The organism is Clostridium thailandense (genome assembly GCF_019207025.1).
Lineage (GTDB): Bacteria > Bacillota > Clostridia > Clostridiales > Clostridiaceae > Clostridium_AM > Clostridium_AM thailandense.
In genome coordinates this window covers 1-19,105 of sequence record NZ_JAEEGC010000017.1, presented here as the reverse complement: position 1 = coordinate 19,105, position 19,105 = coordinate 1, and the positions used below count along the sequence as shown (strand labels likewise).

The 19,105-nt window shown below is 31.8% G+C and carries 17 protein-coding genes; 14 read left to right on the top strand and 3 right to left on the bottom strand.

The genetic code is table 11. From position 1 onward, the window contains the following. Positions 1 to 31 precede the first annotated feature (31 nt). From I6U48_RS03710 to I6U48_RS03670, 9 genes are all read left to right on the top strand, one after another. The gene (locus I6U48_RS03710) at positions 32 to 1,084 is read left to right on the top strand and encodes an aldose epimerase family protein (RefSeq protein ID WP_218319060.1); all 1,053 of its coding nucleotides are present in this window, start codon (positions 32 to 34) and stop codon (positions 1,082 to 1,084) included. Between the two features lie 96 nt (positions 1,085 to 1,180). Next, on the top strand, positions 1,181 to 2,032 hold the full coding sequence (locus I6U48_RS03705) for an alpha/beta hydrolase family protein (protein ID WP_218319059.1): 852 nt from the start codon (positions 1,181 to 1,183) through the stop codon (positions 2,030 to 2,032). 88 nt (positions 2,033 to 2,120) lie between these two features. Continuing rightward, positions 2,121 to 2,852, top strand: a complete 732-nt coding sequence (gene yqeC / locus I6U48_RS03700) for a selenium cofactor biosynthesis protein YqeC (protein WP_218319058.1) — start codon at positions 2,121 to 2,123, stop codon at positions 2,850 to 2,852. Between the two features lie 22 nt (positions 2,853 to 2,874). Next, complete coding sequence (gene mocA, locus I6U48_RS03695) at positions 2,875 to 3,468, top strand: molybdenum cofactor cytidylyltransferase (protein ID WP_218319057.1); 594 nt, start codon at positions 2,875 to 2,877, stop codon at positions 3,466 to 3,468. Positions 3,469 to 3,711: 243 nt separating this feature from the next. Continuing rightward, positions 3,712 to 4,398: an L-ribulose-5-phosphate 4-epimerase gene (araD, locus tag I6U48_RS03690; RefSeq protein ID WP_218319056.1), complete on the top strand. Its 687-nt coding sequence runs from the start codon at positions 3,712 to 3,714 to the stop codon at positions 4,396 to 4,398. A gap of 83 nt (positions 4,399 to 4,481) precedes the next feature. Continuing rightward, on the top strand, positions 4,482 to 5,327 hold the full coding sequence (locus I6U48_RS03685) for a transketolase (protein WP_218319055.1): 846 nt from the start codon (positions 4,482 to 4,484) through the stop codon (positions 5,325 to 5,327). Next, the gene (locus I6U48_RS03680) at positions 5,328 to 6,272 is read left to right on the top strand and encodes a transketolase family protein (protein WP_218319054.1); all 945 of its coding nucleotides are present in this window, start codon (positions 5,328 to 5,330) and stop codon (positions 6,270 to 6,272) included. Between the two features lie 53 nt (positions 6,273 to 6,325). Further along, positions 6,326 to 7,819: an L-arabinose isomerase gene (gene araA / locus I6U48_RS03675; RefSeq protein ID WP_218319053.1), complete on the top strand. Its 1,494-nt coding sequence runs from the start codon at positions 6,326 to 6,328 to the stop codon at positions 7,817 to 7,819. 276 nt (positions 7,820 to 8,095) lie between these two features. Further along, positions 8,096 to 9,175, top strand: coding sequence for a GntR family transcriptional regulator (locus I6U48_RS03670; RefSeq protein ID WP_218319052.1), 1,080 nt, complete (start codon positions 8,096 to 8,098; stop codon positions 9,173 to 9,175). Between the two features lie 41 nt (positions 9,176 to 9,216). On the opposite strand, the gene I6U48_RS03665 is transcribed toward I6U48_RS03670, so the two are convergent. Beyond that, a complete protein-coding gene (locus I6U48_RS03665) occupies positions 9,217 to 10,710 on the bottom strand; it encodes a sugar ABC transporter ATP-binding protein (protein ID WP_218319051.1) in 1,494 nt (497 codons plus the stop codon). Beyond that, entirely contained in the window at positions 10,711 to 11,502 is a 792-nt protein-coding gene (locus I6U48_RS03660; RefSeq protein WP_218319050.1) for a DeoR/GlpR family DNA-binding transcription regulator, read from the bottom strand. Between the two features lie 417 nt (positions 11,503 to 11,919). Here I6U48_RS03660 and chvE point away from each other — a divergent pair, with 417 nt between their 5' ends. The 5 genes from chvE (at position 11,920) to I6U48_RS03635 (ending at position 18,160) form a co-directional block, all read left to right on the top strand. Then, positions 11,920 to 13,026: a multiple monosaccharide ABC transporter substrate-binding protein gene (chvE, locus tag I6U48_RS03655; RefSeq protein WP_218319049.1), complete on the top strand. Its 1,107-nt coding sequence runs from the start codon at positions 11,920 to 11,922 to the stop codon at positions 13,024 to 13,026. A gap of 83 nt (positions 13,027 to 13,109) precedes the next feature. Next, positions 13,110 to 14,645, top strand: coding sequence for a multiple monosaccharide ABC transporter ATP-binding protein (gene mmsA, locus I6U48_RS03650; protein ID WP_218319048.1), 1,536 nt, complete (start codon positions 13,110 to 13,112; stop codon positions 14,643 to 14,645). A gap of 78 nt (positions 14,646 to 14,723) precedes the next feature. After that, positions 14,724 to 15,875 carry a multiple monosaccharide ABC transporter permease gene (mmsB, locus tag I6U48_RS03645; RefSeq protein ID WP_218319082.1) on the top strand — a complete coding sequence of 384 codons (1,152 nt, stop codon included), beginning with the start codon at positions 14,724 to 14,726 and terminating at the stop codon, positions 15,873 to 15,875. Between the two features lie 217 nt (positions 15,876 to 16,092). Then, positions 16,093 to 17,103 carry an ABC transporter permease gene (locus I6U48_RS03640; protein ID WP_218319047.1) on the top strand — a complete coding sequence of 337 codons (1,011 nt, stop codon included), beginning with the start codon at positions 16,093 to 16,095 and terminating at the stop codon, positions 17,101 to 17,103. A gap of 37 nt (positions 17,104 to 17,140) precedes the next feature. Beyond that, positions 17,141 to 18,160: a substrate-binding domain-containing protein gene (locus I6U48_RS03635; RefSeq protein WP_218319046.1), complete on the top strand. Its 1,020-nt coding sequence runs from the start codon at positions 17,141 to 17,143 to the stop codon at positions 18,158 to 18,160. Positions 18,161 to 18,237: 77 nt separating this feature from the next. On the opposite strand, the gene I6U48_RS03630 is transcribed toward I6U48_RS03635, so the two are convergent. Then, complete coding sequence (locus I6U48_RS03630; protein ID WP_218319045.1) at positions 18,238 to 18,858, bottom strand: hypothetical protein; 621 nt, start codon at positions 18,856 to 18,858, stop codon at positions 18,238 to 18,240. Between the last annotated feature and the right edge of the window lie 247 nt (positions 18,859 to 19,105).

Genomic DNA, 19,105 nt, shown 5'->3' with positions numbered 1-19,105 from the left:
GGTAATTTATTCATGGAGGGAGAAGTTTAATATGACAATTACTAAAGAATTCTTTGGAAAAACATTAGAAGGTAAGAATGTTGATTTATTTACTCTACGCAATAGCAATGGAATGATTGCTAAAATATCAAATTTTGGTGGTGTAGTAGTATCTCTTATAGTACCTGATAAAAAAAGAAAATTTGATGATGTTGTATTGGGATATGATAGATTAGAGGGTTATCTGAAAAAAGGTCCATTTTTTGGAGCAATTATAGGACGACATGCAAATAGAATTGAAAAAGCAAGCTTTGAAATTAATGGAATAGAGTACAAGGTAACAAAAAATGAAGGGGAAAATCAGTTACATGGAGGACTAACAGGATTTGATAAAGTACTTTGGGAAGCAGAAATAATAACACAGGGAGAAATAGAATGTCTTCAACTATCTTATCTTAGTAAGGATGGGGAAGAAGGTTACCCTGGAAACCTTAAGGTAAGGGTTGTATATTCATTAACTGAAGACAATAGTCTAAAGATTGATTATTTTGCAGTGTCAGATAAGGATACTGTAGTAAACTTAACGAATCATTCCTATTTCAATTTATCAGGTCATGCAGCTGGAAGTATTTTAAAACATAAAGTTATGATAAATGCTGATAAATTTACAGTAAGTGATAGAGAGAGTTTACCTACAGGAGAAATTAAAGAAGTAAAAGGGACTCCAATGGATTTTACTAAGTTAACTACTATAGAAGATGGAATACACAGCGAATATGATCAAATTGTATTTGGACATGGATATGACCATAATTGGATATTAAACATAAGTGAAGAAAAGCCAGAAAAAGCAGCTGAAGTTTTTGATCCAGTTAGTGAAAGGATTATGGAAGTTTATACAAATAAGCCAGGAGTACAATTTTATACTGGAAATTATGTCGATGAACATGAATATTGTAAAAATGGTGTTACATATGGGAAGAATAGTGGATTGTGTTTAGAGACACAATATTTCCCCAATTCTTTAAAACATAAGCACTTTCCTTCACCAATATTGAAGGCAGGAGAAAAATATAATTATACAACTATATATAAATTTTTATAGAAAATATTTTTCACAAAACAATTAAGCTAAAATACTAAGCCTTAGTGTATTATTTCTTAGTATTTTAGCTTTATTTAGAAGTTAGGGGGAGTTAAAATGAATTTAGAAGCCATAAATAGTGATCCTTTAGAAATTGATAGGGAATATCCAGCATTGCTAGAGTGTTTTACACTTAATAGCAACGAGTGTAGATTAAATTGCACACTCTATATTGCACAAGGACGAGGACCTCATCCTACAATAATACTTTTCCACGGATTTCCTGGATATGAAAAAAATTTTGATTTAGCACAAGTTTTTAGACGAGCTGGATACAATGTCATGATTTTTCACTATAGAGGAAGTTGGGGAAGTGAAGGCTTTTACTCTGTAAATAATGTTCTTGAAGATGCAGATGCAGCTATAGATTTTTTGAGATCTGAAAAGTGTAAAAAATCTTATAGGGTAGATTCAGAAAATATAATTTTAATTGGACATAGCCTTGGAGGATTTACAGCATTAATGACTGCAGCAAAGCATCCTGAGATAAAACTAGTAGCTTCTCTTGCAGGCTTCAATGTAGGATTATATGGTGATATGCTTTTTAAAAGTGAGAAATTATTTAAATCTTCTGTTGAATTATGGAAGGATTCTATGTTGCCACTTAGGGGTATTACCGCAGAAGAATTCTTGAATAGTGCTATAGAAAATAAGGAGAATTGGAATCTGATAAATTTAGTGAAAAAATTAAAATCTCACTCAATATTAATGGTTGCTGGAAGCAGAGACGATACTGCAACTATAGAAGAACACCATATAGCATTGGTAGATTCTCTCCCAAAAGGTAAAGCTGCTAATCTTAAAAGCATAATTTTAGATTCAGATCATTCTTTTTCAGACAAGAGGATAGCTCTTTCAGAAGTAGTATTAAGCTGGCTTTTAGAGCAAAATAAAAAGTGTGTTGACTAGGTCAGCACGCTTTTGCTATAGATAAAAAGTTTTTATATGCTCACTGAAAGATGAATAATATATGATAAAATAAACTTAGAGGTGTTATATGAAACTGAAAGATTTATTGAATTTAAATAGAGGAGATATAGTGTCTATTGTAGGCGCTGGTGGCAAGACTACATTCATGTATTCTTTGGCTGAAGAGCTTAGAAATGAGAGTAAGGTTCTTGTAACTACTACTACAAAAATTTATATGCCTGAAAAGAAATATTATGATTTTGTGTCTATTGGTGAGGGCAGTTTTGATAAATTTAATAATCATAATGGAATTTATTTATATGGTAAGTGTGTAAATAGCGAAAATAAAATTATTGGATTAAATGAAAATGTTATAGATAATAAATTGTCCTATTTTGACTATATATTGATAGAAGCGGATGGTTCCAAAAAAAAGCCAATTAAGGGCTGGAAGGATGATGAGCCTGTTGTAATTAACAACACGAAAAAGACTATTGGTATTATAGATATCGAAGTAATAGGAAAAGAAATAAACAATGATAACGTCCATAGATTAGAAAAGTTTATTAATATTACAAAAATGAAAGAAAATGATCTGATTAACATAGCAGGTTTGGTTTCTCTAATTTATCATAATAAAGGTTTATTTAAAGATTCAAAAGGAGAGAAGATATTATTTATAAATAAGGTGGAGGGGTTAGGAAAGAGAGAACTAGCGTACAAACTAATAACTTGTATTTTAGAGAAAAATAAAGGTTATATAGATAGAATTATAAGTGGAAGCTTAAAAAACAAAGAATATAGTCTAATTAAACTTTAAGATTTAAAGGTGGAGATAGATAATGATTAATGCAATAATTATGGCCTCTGGTTATAGCAAGAGGATGGGTAAAGATAAGCTTTTAATGCCTTTTAGGGATAAACTACTAGCTGAATATATTATGGAAAAGGTGATAAGTTGTAATTTTTATAGTAGTATAATTGTATCAAAAGATGAAAGAATATTAAATATAGCAACTAAAAAGGGCCTTAAAGCTGTAGAAAATAAAAATGCGTACAAAGGGCAGAGTGAATCGATAAAGCTAGGAATAAATAGTACTCCAATAGCTGATGGATATATGTTCTTTACTGCAGATCAGCCTTTAATTAGTATTGATACTATAAAACTATTAATTAATACCTTTAATAAATACGATAGTTGCAATATAGTTATTCCGAGGATTAAAAACAGAAGAGGAAATCCTGTAATATTTCCAAAGAAACTTATAGGTGAGCTGATGTCGCTTGAAGGTGATAATGGTGGGAAAAATGTTATTAATAAGCATACTGAAGATATAATTTTTGTAGACATTAAAGATGAATATGAACTTACTGATATAGATACATACGAAGATTATAAAAAATTACTTGCTTTTAATGATCGATATGATAAGTAGACTTGTACACTTTTAAGCAATTTTATTAATACAAATAATATAAATTTTCTTAAAATATTTTATTTTGGTTATTGATTAATTTGATTTAAGATGATAATATAAAGCTACAAGATGTACGTACAAATTTTGTTTAAGTACATACAATTATTAAAAGGTTTTTGTAGTCTATAGTAAAATTATACTATACTATGCAAACGATTAATTGAATTTAAGGATAATGTAATAAGAAAGAGGGGCTGAAGTGTGTTAGAAGATTTAAAAAAGAAAGTGCTAGAAGCGAATTTAGAATTAGTAGAAAAAGATCTTGTTATATATACTTGGGGAAATGTAAGTGCTATAGATAAAGAAACGGGATTTGTAGTTATAAAACCAAGCGGTGTGGATTATGATAAGCTAAAAGCAGAGGACATGGTGGTTGTTGATCTTGAAGGTAACATAGTAGAGGGAAACTTAAAGCCATCTTCAGATACGCCTACTCATCTTGTAATTTATAAAGCTTTTAAGGAAGTAGGAGGAGTAGTTCACACTCATTCAGAATGGGCTACTAGCTTTGCTCAAGCAGGATTAAGTATACCAGCATTCGGCACAACTCATGCAGACTATTTCTATGGTGACATACCGTGCACAAGGCCAATGACTGAAGCGGAGATAAAGGGAGAATATGAAAAAGAAACAGGAAATGTAATAATTGAAACTTTTAAAGATATAGATCCGTTATTTGTTTCAGGAGTATTGGTAAATGAACATGGACCATTTAGTTGGGGAAAAGATGCAGCAGACGCTGTTTACCATGCTGTAGTAATGGAACAAGTTGCTAAAATGGCTTTTAATACTATTAATTTAAAAGGGAGTATGGAGTCTATGAACAAAATACTTTTGGATAAACATTTCCTAAGAAAGCATGGAAAAAATGCATATTATGGACAATAAAATTAATGTAATATAAGTAGCTAAACAGCTAGTGACAAAATTGCTAAAAGGTTAGTCATAAATAAACTGTTAGGAGGATACAGATGGATAAAAGTAAAGAAAAAGAATTGGCTATTATAGCAACAAAAGTTAGAAAACACATAGTAGAACAAGTATATAGAGCGAAATCAGGGCATCCAGGTGGCTCACTTTCTATAGCAGATGTATTGACAGTACTATATTTTAACAATATTAATATAGATGTAAATAATAGTAAATGGGAAGATAGAGATAGGTTTGTACTATCCAAAGGACATTGTTCCCCGGCATTATATTCAGTTTTAGCAGAAAGGGGCTTCTTTTCGGTTGAAGATTTAAAGGGATTTAGAAGTATAGATAGTGTTTTGCAAGGACATCCAGATATGAAATATATAAAAGGTGTAGATATGTCCTCAGGTTCATTAGGACAAGGATTATCTGCGGCTAACGGAATGGCTCTTTCAGCTAAAATACACAATAAGAATTATAGAGTATATGCAGCATTAGGAGACGGAGAAATAGCAGAAGGACAAATTTGGGAAGCTGCTATGTTTGCAGCACACTACAAATTAGATAATGTTACTGCTTTTGTTGACGTCAATGGCCTTCAAATTGATGGACCAACTTGTGAGGTTATGAACTCAGAACCAATAGATAAAAAATTTGAAGCTTTTGGCTGGAATGTTATAAAAATAGATGGACATAACTATAATCAGATAGAATCAGCAATTATAAAGGCAAAAGAAACAAAAGAAAAACCTACAGCTGTAATATGTAAAACAACAAAAGGTAAAGGTGTATCTTTCATGGAAAATCAAGCTAAATGGCATGGTTCAGCACCTAATGAAGAACAGTATAATCAAGCCATTAAAGAATTAGATGAGTTGATTTCTGTATTGGAGGTGCTTTAAATGTCAGAAATAATAGCAACAAGAGAAGCTTATGGTAAAGCTTTGTCTGAACTAGGTAACAAATATCAGTTTCTTGTTTTGGATTCAGATTTAGCAGAAGCAACAAAAACTGGAATTTTTAAAAAAGCTTTTCCAGATAGATTCTTTGATTTTGGAATAGCAGAAGCAAATATGATAGGCACAGCAGCAGGATTAGCAGCTTGCGGCAATACAGTATTCGCTAGTTCCTTTGCAATGTTTGCAGCAGGGAGAGCTTTCGAACAAGTAAGAAATTCTGTATGTTATCCAAAGCTAAATGTTAAAATATGTGCTACACATGCTGGGTTATCTGTAGGAGAAGATGGGGCAACACATCAATGTTTAGAGGATATAGGAATTATGAGAACTATACCAAACATTACTGTATTATGCCCTGTTGATGCGGTTGAAACTAAGGCGGCTATAGAGGCGGCTATATTAACGGATGGACCATTCTATATAAGACTAGGAAGAATGGGCGTGCCAATAATAAATGATGAAAAGACTTATAAGTTTGAATTAGGAAAAGGAGTTACCTTAAAGGAGGGTAAGGATATTACTATAATATCCTCCGGATCTATGGTATTTGAAGCTCTTAAAGCGGCAGAAACCTTAGAAAAAGAAGATAATATAAGTGCAAGAGTTATAAATATCCATACTATCAAACCAATAGACAAGGAACTAATAATTAAAGCAGCTTCAGAAACTGGTGCTATATTAACTGTAGATGAACACAATATTATGGGAGGACTTGGTAGTGCAGTTTCAGAAGTAGTTGTAGAAAACTATCCTGTTCCTATGATGATAATGGGAGTAAAAGATTGCTTTGGTCAGTCAGGAAAACCTCAGCAGTTATTTGAAAAATTTAATTTAACACATAAAGATATTATAGAAAATACAAAGAAACTAATAGAGAAGAAAAAATAGATTTTAAATCAGTTATAAAATAACAATTAGTAAAAATTTAGGGAGGATTAATTATGTTAGAAACAAGAGAATATTCATTTTGGTTTGTTACTGGAAGTCAGCATCTTTATGGAGAAGAGACATTAAGAGAGGTAGATAAACATTCACAGATTATAGTAGACGGTTTAAATGATGATAATGCAATTCCTTATAAAGTAGTATTTAAACCTGTTGTAACTACACCAGATGCTATACGCAGAGTGTGTATAGAAGCTAATGCGGACGATTCCTGTGCTGGTATAATTACATGGATGCACACATTCTCACCAGCAAAAATGTGGATACCTGGACTTTCTGAACTTAAAAAGCCATTATTACACCTTCACACTCAATTTAATCGTGACATTCCATGGGGTGGCATTGATATGGATTTCATGAATTTAAATCAATCAGCTCATGGAGATCGTGAATATGGATTTATCGGTGCAAGAATGGGTATTTCTCGTAAAGTAGTTGTAGGACACTGGGAAGATGGAGAAACTCGTACACGTGTTGGAAAGTGGATGAAGACAGCAGCTGCAGCTACTGAAGGGCGTCAACTTAAGGTGGCAAGATTCGGGGATAACATGCGTGAAGTTGCTGTAACAGAAGGAGATAAAGTAGAAGCTCAAATTAAATTTGGCTGGTCAGTAAGTGGATATGGTATAGGTGATTTAGTAGATAGCATAAATGAAATATCAGATTCAGAAGTAAAGAAGCTTTTAGAAGAATATAACGAATTATATGAAATGGCACCTGAAGCACGTACGCCAGGTAAAATTTATGATTCTATCTATGAACAAGCAAAAATTGAGCTTGGAATGAAGGCCTTTTTGAAAGCAGGAAACTACAGTGCATTTACTACTACTTTTGAAGACTTACACGGAATGAAACAACTGCCAGGACTTGCAGTTCAACGTTTAATGGAAGCAGGTTATGGTTTTGGAGCTGAAGGTGATTGGAAAACAGCTGCTTTAGTTCGTGTAATGAAGGTAATGGATCCTAAGGGTACATCACTTATGGAAGATTATACTTATCATCTTGAAAAAGGAAATGAATTAATACTAGGAGCACATATGCTTGAAGTTTGTCCTACGCTAGCTGATAAGCGTCCCAAAATTGAAGTCCATCCTCTAGGAATTGGAGGAAAAGATGATCCAGCACGTTTAACTTTCAATGGTAGAGAAGGGGAAGCAGTTTGCGCTTCATTAATTGACATGGGAAATAGATTCCGCCTAATTGTAAATGAAGTTAACGCTGTAAAAATTGAAAATGATATGCCAAAGCTTCCAGTTGCTCGTGTTCTTTGGAAACCACAACCATGCTTACGTGATGCTGCTGAAGCTTGGATACTTGCAGGAGGTGCTCACCATACCTCTTTCTCATATGGAGTAACTTCACAAGATCTTGTAGATTGGGCAGAAATAGCAGGAATAGAATGTGTAGTTATTGATAAAAATACATCACCACTTACATTCAGAAACCAACTTAGATGCAATGAAGTTGCATGGGGTTATCGCTTACGCTAATTTTAACATTCATGCACTTTTATAAAAAATGGGCTGTCGCACTATAGAGAACTAGGGCAGACAATTAACTTATACTCCGGAATAAGTTAATTGTCTAGTGTAGGTATCTTGTATAAGTGTAACAGCCCTTTTTTACAAAATACTACATTAACCATAAGTCAAGAAATTGTACAAGATTTGCATTTTATTGAATTATAGATATTGCTTAAAGTTAGCTCAGATAGTAAAATAGAACTATTGATTGTACGTACAATTGAAGGGAGAACAAGAAAATTTATGGAGAATAATGGATTACCTAAGTATTTAGTGATAGAACAGCATTTTATCAAAAATATATATTCTGGTGCTATAAAATATATGGAGCAGATTCCAACTGAAAATGAAATAGCTCAAACTTTTAATGTAAGCAGGCACACAGTGAGAAAAGCATTAGATAACTTAGAGAATAATGGTTTTATAAAAAGAGAACAAGGAAAAGGAACTTTCTGTTGTTATAGTATAGAAAAGAAAGCAAGTAGAAATATAGCTATAATTACAACTTATATATCTGACTATATTTTTCCGGGCATTATAAGTGGAATAGAAGATGTTTTAAGTTCGTCCGGTGACACACTCTCTCTTTTTAATACTAACAACGATAAAAATAAAGAAAAAGAATGTCTCAGAAAAGTTATTGACGGAAATTTTGATGGGGTTATAATCGAGCCTACATTAAGTTCTTTAGAAAATGTAAATATAAGTTATTTTAAAGAGCTTGAAAAAAAGGGAATTCCATATGTCATGTTTCATGCTAAATATAATGAATTAGATTGTTCGTATTTAGGTATGAATGATTTTGATGGAGGATACATTGGAACAAAGTATTTACTTCAGTTAGGTCATAGAAGAATATGCGGAATTTTTAAGAGTGATGATATGCAGGGAGTAAATAGAAGACTAGGGTATATCAAAGCCCTCGAAGAGTTCGGTATACAGATTAATTATGATTTATTGGGCAATTATACCACTAAAGAATTGAGTTCCTATGCTTATGAATTTGCAAGTAATGTCTTGTCGCGAAAGGAAAAACCTACTGCATTTTTCTGTTATAACGATAAAATAGCATTTCAAGTTTTACAAGCTGTAAGAGATTGTGATCTTAAAGTTCCAGAAGATATATCAATTATAGGCTATGATGATTCAAGCCTTGCGACAGCAACAGAAGTTAAGCTGACTACTATAAAGCATCCTAAAACAGATATGGGTAGGAAAGCCGCAAGAATGCTGCTGGATATAATAGAGAGAAAAATTGACAAGAATAATTATATATATAAACCTGAGTTAATAGTTAGAAACTCTTGTAGAGGTATTCTATGATAATGAGGCTGGTGCATCTATAGAGAACTGCACCAGCTCGCTTATTTATTGATTTCTAATTGAAGTATTTTTTCTGCGGAAAAACTTTGTCTTGGTAGGGTGTCAACAATTTTTCCATTTGATAGTACTGATATTCTGTCACACATACCTATAAGTTCATTAATATCTGAGGATATGAGTAGTATAGAAGCACCTTTTTGTAAAAGTTCATTCATTAAATTATAAACATCTATCTTTGAGGCTACATCTATGCCTTTTGTGGGCTCATCAAAAATAAATATTTTCGATTTTGACATAATCCATTTGGCTAGTACTAATTTTTGCTGGTTTCCTCCGCTTAAATGTGATACTTTATCATTTATTGTAGGAGGCTTAATTGCTAGCTTATCTACATAGGAAGTTGCGATTTCCTTTTCGTATTTCTTATTTATTAAAAATTTGCTTGATACTCTGGATGTACTTGCAGCTGAAAGGTTTTCATATATTTTAAGACTTGGAAATATCCCATTAACAATTCTATCTTCTGTAACATATGCTATACCAGATTTAATAGAATCATAAGGAGAATTAATTTGTTTAGCAGTTCCATTTATAACAATCTCTCCAGAGTCAATCTTGCTAATGCCAAATATTGCTTCTGCAATTTTTGTTCCACCAGAGCCAATTAAGCCTGTTACACCTAGTATTTCTCTTTTCCTAAGAGATAAACTGATATCTTTTAAAAATCCTTCAGAATTTAATTTCGTTATTTTTAGAACTTCCTTACCTAGCTTAAAATTTATTTTAGGATATGGTTTATTCAGTTCGAAGCCAGCTATTACATGAAATATGTCACTTATATCTATATTTTCAATTGATTTGGTCTCTATTATTTTGCCATCTTTCATTATAGAAACCCTGTCGCATATTTGTTTTAACTCTTCAAATTTATGAGTTATATAGAATACTGAAACTCCATTACTTTTTAATTCATTTATAATATTAAAGAGCATTGGAGTTTCATTTTCCCCTAAAGAGGAGGTTGGTTCATCCATGATGATTATTTTAGATTTAGAGGCATAAGCTCTTGCAATTTCAACAATTTGCTTTTGAGCTGGATTAAGATATCTCACAAGGGTTTTACTACTTATGTTAAGGCCAAGTCTATTAAGTAGATTTTTGCAGTCAGAATGCATTTTCGAAAAATTTACTATTCTGAATTTTTTGTTTAAATATGGCATGGTATTTATAAAGACATTTTCTGCAATGCTAATATGTTCAAAAAGTGAAGACTCTTGATGAATTATTGTAATACCAAGTTTTTTTGCGGTGGAGGGAGAGTCTATATTAGCCAATATGCCATCTATATAAATACTACCGCTATCTTTTGTATATATGCCGCATAAGACATTCATCAAGCTAGACTTACCGGAACCGTTTTCACCAACTATTGCGTGTACCTCACCCTTGTTTAATTCTATATTTATATTCTTTAAGGAGAAGTATTCAGAAAGTTTTTTGTTTATATTTTCAATTTTTAATATAATATTATTCATTTATATACCACCTTCATAAGTATTAAAAGCAGTAAAAAGTTGAATGTTGTTTTCAAAAAAATAATTCTTATAGTTATCAGGTATTTGTGGATTTGTTATAAGTTTATTGGCAATTGATATTTGGGCCAACTGAGAAAAGGCTATAAAATCAAAAGCTTTATATGTGCATACGATAATCTTTTGATGAGAAATACCAAGCATTTCTTTGACTACAGAGGTCCTATCGATATTTTGTAAAGTATAACCCCTGTCAAGACTAACACCATCTACTTCAATAAAAGCTTTATTAACATAAAATTTTCTTATATTTTCTTCTGTTAGTTTACCAAATAAATTTAAAGTAACCGGGTCTAAGTCTCCACCAGGAAGGATTACCTTATTACCTATATTGTTTGAAATTTCACTTGCAATATTGAGATCATTTGTGAGTACTGTTACATTTCGTTTTGAGGACAGCTTTTTAGCAATTTGTAAATTAGTGGGTCCTGGACTTAAAATTATTACATCATTATCTTCAATTAGTTGTACAGCAATATCACTTATTTCTTTTCTATATTCAACAAGTGGGTCTTCAAAATCATTGTCGTATTCTGTATCTTCAGCCACTGATTCATCATTAATTATAGCTCCACCATGTGTTCTTGTGAGAAATCCTTGATTTTCAAGTTTCTCAAGATCTCTTCTTATTGTTACTTCAGAAACATTAAGGAGAGAACTTAATGTGGAAACATCAATATGCTTTTTATCCGTTAAAAGTTCTTTTATTAATCTAATTCGCTCTGCAGCAAACATAAAATCCACCTGTACCTTTTTATATTGATTATTTATTTACAAACCTAATTATACATTAAGAAAAATAATATTACAACTTCATAAGTGAAGGAAAGAAAACATTAGATAGCTGTTGATAAAACTCATTATTGTAATAAAATTTTACATTATGCACGCCAATTTTCTATATTATAATATTATGTTTAGTTATTAAAACTCTAGATAAACGGACAAAAACGAAAGCAAAAGAAACGTAATAATTTAAATCGGAAGTGATAAGAGTTCTTAAATATATAAATTTGTAAAAAAATAATCAAAAAAATAAAATAAAATTCATGTAAACTATTGCAAAGAATTTGCGTGTATGATAGAATGTGATTGTAAACGAAAACAAACGAAATAAAACGAACACAAAACAAAAATGAGGGGGAAATGTGAATGAAAATTAAAAAACTTTTAACGGCAGTAATTGCAACTAGCATGATATTTGGACTAACAGCATGTGGATCATCCAAGTCAGGTTCAACAGCAACAAGTGGAGGGGCAGCCTCTAATGGAAAAACAATAGGTATCGCAATGCCTACAAAGTCATCGCAAAGATGGATTGATGATGGTAACAATGTTGTTAAGGGTTTCCAAGCACTTGGTTATAAAACAAATTTACAATATGGAGAGGACGTAGTACAAAATCAGGTCTCTCAGATTGAAAATATGATCACACAAGGAGTTAGTTTACTAGTTGTAGCTTCAATTGACGGTTCAGCGTTAACAGATGTTCTTCAAAAAGCGAAAGATGCACACATTCCAGTAATATCTTATGACCGTTTAATAACAAAAACAGATGCTGTAGATTATTATATAACTTTTGATAACTTTAAAGTAGGTGTTCTACAAGGACAATATATTGAAAAGGCATTAGGATTAAAGGACGGAAAAGGTCCATTCAATATTGAATTGTTCGCTGGATCACCAGATGATAACAATTCACAATTCTTCTTTAATGGAGCTATGTCAGTTTTAAAACCATATATAGATTCGAAAAAATTGGTAGTAAAAAGTGGACAAACAGATTTTAATCAATGTGCTACTTTAAGATGGGATGGTGCTACTGCACAAGCAAGAATGGATAACTTATTAAGTAAGAGCTATACTGGTTCTAGAGTAGATGCTGTGTTGTCACCATATGATGGTATCAGTATTGGTATTATATCTTCTTTAAAAGGTGTTGGATACGGTACAGCAAGCCAACCGATGCCAATTGTTACAGGACAAGATGCTGAATTGCCTTCAGTTAAATCAATTATAAAAGGTGAACAAACTCAAACTGTATTCAAAGATACAAGAGAATTGGCTAAGAGAGTTGTTGCAGCTGGAGATGCTGTATTAAAAGGTCAAAAAGTAGAAGTTAACGATACAAAAACATACAATAATGGTGTTAAAGTAGTTCCTTCTTTCTTATGTCAACCAGTTTCAGTAGATAAATCAAACTATCAAAAAGAATTAATAGACAGTGGATATTATACTAAAGATAAACTTGGAAATTAGTATCAAATCAATGATTCAAATAATTTAGTGATGGTAACTACCATCACTAAATTATTTAATATGTTAAAGGAGTTGAACAATACATGTCGGATATCATTCTAGAAATGAGAGGTATTACAAAAACTTTTCCAGGTGTAAAGGCTCTTGATAATGTAAATTTAAAAGTTAAGGAAGGCGAAATTCATGCTTTATGTGGAGAAAATGGAGCAGGAAAGTCAACTCTTATGAAGGTTTTAAGTGGTGTATATCCTCATGGAACTTATACCGGAGATATCTTATTTAAAGGTAATGTGTGTGAATTTAAAGACACAAAACAAAGTGAAGAATTAGGTATAGTAATTGTTCATCAAGAGTTGGCGTTGATTCCATATTTGTCCATAGCGGAAAATATATTTTTAGGAAATGAACAAGCTAAAAATGGTGTTATAGATTGGAATAGCACTATCAATCATACAAAAGAATTACTTGAAAAAGTTGGGTTAAGTGAATCACCTAATACACGTGTAAACACTTTAGGAGTTGGAAAACAGCAATTAATAGAAATTGCAAAGGCTCTATCTAAGAAGGTTAAATTATTAATCTTAGATGAACCTACTGCAGCACTAAATGAAGATGACAGTGAGAATTTATTAAACTTAATGTTAGAGTTTCAGAAACAGGGGATAACTTCTATAATTATATCCCATAAACTAAATGAAGTTTCAAAGGTTGCGGATTCCATAACAATTTTGCGTGATGGAGCCACTATAGAAACACTAGACGTTGAAAAAGATGGTGTAACAGAAGATAGAATTATTAAGGGAATGGTTGGAAGGGATTTGGTAAATCGTTATCCAACGAGAACACATAAAATTGGAGATGTTTTCTTTGAAGTAAAGGATTGGACTGTATATCATCCGACAAATGAGGAACGTAAAATTGTTAATAATGCTAGTTTTAATGTATGTAAGGGTGAAGTTGTAGGTATTGCTGGTTTAATGGGAGCCGGAAGAACTGAACTAGCTATGAGTATCTTTGGAAGGTCTTATGGAAAGAGAATAAGTGGAAAAGTATATAAAGATGGTAAAGAAATTAACGTTAGTACCGTAAATAAAGCAGTTCAAAACGGTATTGCTTACGTTACAGAAGATAGAAAAGAATATGGATTAATTTTAATAGATGATATAAAGAGAAATATAACCTTATCCAATCTAGGGCATATATCTAAAAACTTTGTAGTAGATGATAATAAAGAGATTTTAGAATCAGAGAATTTTCGCAAAAAAATGAACATTAAATGTTCTAGTATACAGCAAAAAACAGGTAATTTAAGTGGTGGAAATCAACAGAAGGTTGTGTTAAGTAAATGGATTTTTACTAAACCAGATGTATTAATACTAGATGAACCTACTCGTGGTATAGATGTTGGTGCAAAATATGAAATTTATACTATTATTAATGAATTAGTTGCAGAAGGTAAAGGTGTAGTTGTTATTTCTTCAGAACTTCCTGAAATATTAGGTATGTGTGACCGAATTTATGTTATGAATGAAGGAAAAATTATGGGCGAGTTAAGTCGTGAAGAAGCATCTCAGGAAAAAATCATGAAATTGGTTGTGAACAAAAAACAGGAGGTGTAGTAGATGGAAGATTCTAATGAAATAGTGAAAAACAAGACTAAAGAAGATTATAGTAAAGCAAAAACAGGGGGGACAGTGATGGGAAACTTTAAAAATATTGTTAAAGAATATAGTATGGTAATAGCACTAGTGGTAATAGCAGGGTTCTTTGAAATTGTTACTGGTGGTACTTTGTTAAAACCATTGAATGTTACAAATTTGATACTACAAAATAGTTATGTTTTGGTTTTAGCTGTAGGTATGTTATTAGTTATAGTTGCGTTTCACATCGATTTGTCCGTTGGTTCAGTAGCAGCTATTATAGGGTCTATATCAGCAATATTAATGATAAAAATGCATTTTTCTGTTGTTGTTAGTATAATTCTTTCGTTATTAGTGGGAGCTTTGATAGGTGCCTTCCAAGGATTCTGGATTGCTTATGTTAAAATCCCAGCGTTTATAGTTACATTAGCAGGTATGTTGATATTTAGAGGATTAACAATGGTAAGCTTAAATGGTACGTCAATTGCACCATATCCTGTAGCTTTCCAAAAAATAAGTTCAGGTTTTATACCCGATATCTTCCATGGTAAGAGTTATCATATAACTACTATTTTGATAGGTATAATTTGTACAGTAATATATGTAGTATTTGAAATACGTAAGAGAAATACTCAAAAGAAATTTAATCTTGCAGTTAGTTCTCAAGGAATATTTATAGCAAAAATAGTACTAATTATAGCTGCAATAAATGCGTTTACTTTTAATCTTGCTTCATATAAAGGTATTCCTAATGTGCTAGTACTAATGGCAGTCTTGATCGTAGGTTATACGTTCATTATGACTAAAACAGTCTTAGGAAGACATATTTATGCTTTAGGAGGAAATGAAAAAGCGGCAAAATTATCTGGAGTAAAGACGCAAAGATTAGTTTTCTGGGTATTTGTAAATATGGGAGTATTAGCAGCACTATCAGGGCTTGTTTTCGCAGCTAGGTTAAACTCAGCAACTCCAAATGCTGGTCAAGGATTTGAGCTTGACGCCATAGCAGCGTGTTTTATTGGAGGAGCATCAGCAAGTGGTGGTATAGGTACTGTTATTGGAGCGATTATAGGTGGTCTGGTAATGGGAATTATGAATAATGGTATGTCATTGATTGGACTAGGAATTGATTGGCAGCAGGCTATTAAGGGATTAGTATTATTATTAGCTGTAGCTTTTGATGTTTATACAAAATCTAAAAGTTCATAAAAGAAATCTTATAATTAATGGTAATTATAACATAAACAAGATTTGTTTAAATCTTGTTTATGTTTTTTTGTTTTTATAAAAATAGCGCTATTCAGATAATAAGAATAATTTATTAGTTTACACATTAAGTAACTAACTGATATAATTAATATAGTTCAAAAACGAAAGAAAACGATCTGATAAAGTAATAAATATGAACAAGAGGAAGGAATTGGAAATGAATTCTAAGGCACTAGTAAACAATAAGAGCTGGAACGGAAGTCTAAAAGCATTGTGGAAGAAAATTACTTTATTTAGGGAAACTACAATAATTTTTATAATAGTTGTAATAGGTCTTATACTAACTATCCTTTCACCACACTTTCTTACTACAGATAATTTAATGTCTATAGCGGTCGGTTTATCTGGAGATGGAATCGTTGCAGTGGGAATGACGATTGCTTTAGTCTCTGGAGGATTTGACTTATCAGTTGGTTCAGTGACATCATTTGCTGGAGTAATAGTTGGAGCATTATATTTGGCGGGAGTAAATATATGGATTGCATGTCTAATTGCCATTGTTATTGGTATGTTATGCGGGTTAGCTAATGGTATTTTTATTGGAAAGATTGGACTAAATCCTTTTATTACCACCTTAGCGATTATGGGGATAGCTAGGGGTGGAGCCTATGTTTTGACTCAAGGATACTCTATATCACTTTTTAATGTTCCAAAATCCTTTGCATTCATCGGCCATGGTACAATATTGGGATTGCCTTTTGTAGTAGTAGTGTTTATATTAATTGCTTCTATTGGCGATTTTATGATGCGAAAATCTGAAGTGCTGAGAAAGGTTTTGTACACTGGGAGCAATGAAAAGGCAGCTGTTATGTCCGGTATAAATATTTTAAAAATAAAAATTTGTGTATACGTTTTATTAGCTTTTTTAGCAAGTATAGCGGGAATATTAGTTGCAGCTAGATTTAATGTTGCAACTCCACCCACAGGATCAGGAGCAGAGCTCAGTATAATTAGTATTTCGGCTGCGGTTATAGGAGGGGCAAGTCTTAATGGCGGTGAAGGAACAATTTTAGGAACAGTGCTTGGACTTATTCTTTTAAATTTAATTAATAATGGACTTATTATTTTGAATATTCCTGTTTATTGGCAAGACCTTGTAAATGGAATCATACTAATTGCTGCTGTTACTATAGATTTTTTAACTCATAGAAATATAAATAAAAATTAAGATATATTTTGAAATAATTTAGTGAGGAGGAGTTTAGGTGCTGAAAGCAAAAAAAACTTTTTCGCTTATTATTATGGTAACACTTGCATCTTGCTTGGTATTAGCGGGATGTTCCAGAAATAATGATGCTGCAAATAAAAACAACAAAAGTCCTTTAGTAGGTGAAAAAAATGAAGAATACTACATGGTTACTTTTCATTCGGGCATTGAATATTGGAAAGGTTGTTACAAGGGGTTTGAAGATGCGGGGAATCTATATGGAATAAAAACAATTTATACAGGTGGTCTTCAATATGATATAAATCAAGAAGTAACAGCATTAGAACAGGTTATTGCTAAAAAGCCTGCTGGCATTGCAGTTACATGTATTAACCCAAATGCACTAGATGCTCCAATCAAAAAGGCTATAGAAGCGGGAATACCGGTTGTAACTTTTGATGCTGATTCACCAAGAAGTGGAAGATATTCATTTCTTGCTACAAATAATGAATATGCGGGAGAGGTTGCTGCAAAAACTTTAAATGATCAAGTAGGTTCAGCAGGCGGAGAAGTTGTTATAATTACATTTCCAACACAACAAAATCATGAGGAAAGAGTTGCTGGATTTAAAAAAGCGTTAGAAACAAAATATAAAAATTTAAAGCTCGTTGAAGTGGCTAATGCCCAAGGTGATCAAACAGAGATTGCAAAGATGCTGGGGGGAATTCTACAGATACACCCTAACATAAAAGGTGTTTTTTGTACTGAAGCTACAAGTGGTGTTGCAGCAGCAGCTGCTATTAAAGAAGCAAACAAAATTGGTCAAGTAAAGATAGTGAGTTTTGACACAGATAAGGGAACTTTGGATGCAATTAAATCTGGAGTTATATCGGCTTCAATTGCTCAGGGTACATATATTATGGGGTATCAATCAATGAATTTCCTTTATGAAATTAAACATGGCTTAATAAAATCTACAGATGGATCAAGCAAAAGTTCAGGTCCACTTCCATCCTTCGTAGATACAGGAGTTAGTGTCGTTACAAAAGATAATGTTGATTTATTTTATACAAAATAGAGTTTATAGATATCTACGACTGAAAGTAGACTTAGACTTCGGTATATGTCTACTTTCAGTCGTGTTTGTCTATAAATTTAAGTATTAAATTCTTTTTCTAATTTAGTAACGACAGAGTCAACGAATTCAGTGTTTTCGATTTTTGAATTTATGACTAAATTTTTGACAGAATTGCAATCAAAGATGTTATAGGCAAACTTATCTAATAGGTCATCCTCATCATGATAGTATACTTCAACTTGTTCAAGTAACTCGTCTTTATCCAATTCAGCGGAATCTATGTAGTAATGGGTATTGTAGGTTTTAATGATAGGTTCTATAGTTTCAAGATCCTTTTTTGAAACAACAAAGCCGATTATGTATTCTTTACCTTTATCCTTAGCTTTACTATTAAGTAGTGCTTTTAATCCTGATCCATTGGAAGATGGCTTAACTATTAATTTTTTATACTTCACATTAAGATAATCTAATAAAGTAATTAGATTATTTTCTAATTCATCTTTTCCAGTTTGAGATTGGAGATAGGATAAGTTAGTGTCTACTATTGTTAAACATGCGTTTTTGTTAAACAATTCTTCAAATATCTTAATCTTAAAATCATTAGATTTCTCCAAATAATAATAGTCAATGCAGAATTTAGTATGATTTTTTGTAGATTGTCTGCTTACCTTTAATTTTTTTTTACTAAAAATATTCATATTTTCACCTTCTTATAAAAAGATTAATATAAAACAAAGATCAGATTTAAAGTTACATATATATTGTAGTTTATCTATATTTATCTTACAAGCAAAAAATAAATGTAATAGTACTGTAACAAATATGAGACAATTATGCAATAATTGTTTTGTAAAATGATTATTATAAACTATATAGACATCCACGGCCGACACTTAACTTATGCTCCGGGATATATTTAGATTCTTCCAGCACGATAAATACTTT

What these genes read in the sequence shown, in the direction of transcription:
- I6U48_RS03665 (WP_218319051.1), bottom strand. Translation starts at nt 10,710, where the DNA reads ATGAATAATATTATATTAAAAATTGAAAATATAAACAAAAAACTTTCT.
- I6U48_RS03640 (WP_218319047.1), top strand. Translation starts at nt 16,093, where the DNA reads ATGAATTCTAAGGCACTAGTAAACAATAAGAGCTGGAACGGAAGTCTA.
- mmsB (WP_218319082.1), top strand. Translation starts at nt 14,724, where the DNA reads ATGGGAAACTTTAAAAATATTGTTAAAGAATATAGTATGGTAATAGCA.
- I6U48_RS03660 (WP_218319050.1), bottom strand. Translation starts at nt 11,502, where the DNA reads ATGTTTGCTGCAGAGCGAATTAGATTAATAAAAGAACTTTTAACGGAT.
- mocA (WP_218319057.1), top strand. Translation starts at nt 2,875, where the DNA reads ATGATTAATGCAATAATTATGGCCTCTGGTTATAGCAAGAGGATGGGT.
- I6U48_RS03680 (WP_218319054.1), top strand. Translation starts at nt 5,328, where the DNA reads ATGTCAGAAATAATAGCAACAAGAGAAGCTTATGGTAAAGCTTTGTCT.
- I6U48_RS03670 (WP_218319052.1), top strand. Translation starts at nt 8,096, where the DNA reads ATGGAGAATAATGGATTACCTAAGTATTTAGTGATAGAACAGCATTTT.
- I6U48_RS03705 (WP_218319059.1), top strand. Translation starts at nt 1,181, where the DNA reads ATGAATTTAGAAGCCATAAATAGTGATCCTTTAGAAATTGATAGGGAA.
- yqeC (WP_218319058.1), top strand. Translation starts at nt 2,121, where the DNA reads ATGAAACTGAAAGATTTATTGAATTTAAATAGAGGAGATATAGTGTCT.
- I6U48_RS03685 (WP_218319055.1), top strand. Translation starts at nt 4,482, where the DNA reads ATGGATAAAAGTAAAGAAAAAGAATTGGCTATTATAGCAACAAAAGTT.
- chvE (WP_218319049.1), top strand. Translation starts at nt 11,920, where the DNA reads ATGAAAATTAAAAAACTTTTAACGGCAGTAATTGCAACTAGCATGATA.
- mmsA (WP_218319048.1), top strand. Translation starts at nt 13,110, where the DNA reads ATGTCGGATATCATTCTAGAAATGAGAGGTATTACAAAAACTTTTCCA.
- I6U48_RS03710 (WP_218319060.1), top strand. Translation starts at nt 32, where the DNA reads ATGACAATTACTAAAGAATTCTTTGGAAAAACATTAGAAGGTAAGAAT.
- I6U48_RS03630 (WP_218319045.1), bottom strand. Translation starts at nt 18,858, where the DNA reads ATGAATATTTTTAGTAAAAAAAAATTAAAGGTAAGCAGACAATCTACA.
- araA (WP_218319053.1), top strand. Translation starts at nt 6,326, where the DNA reads ATGTTAGAAACAAGAGAATATTCATTTTGGTTTGTTACTGGAAGTCAG.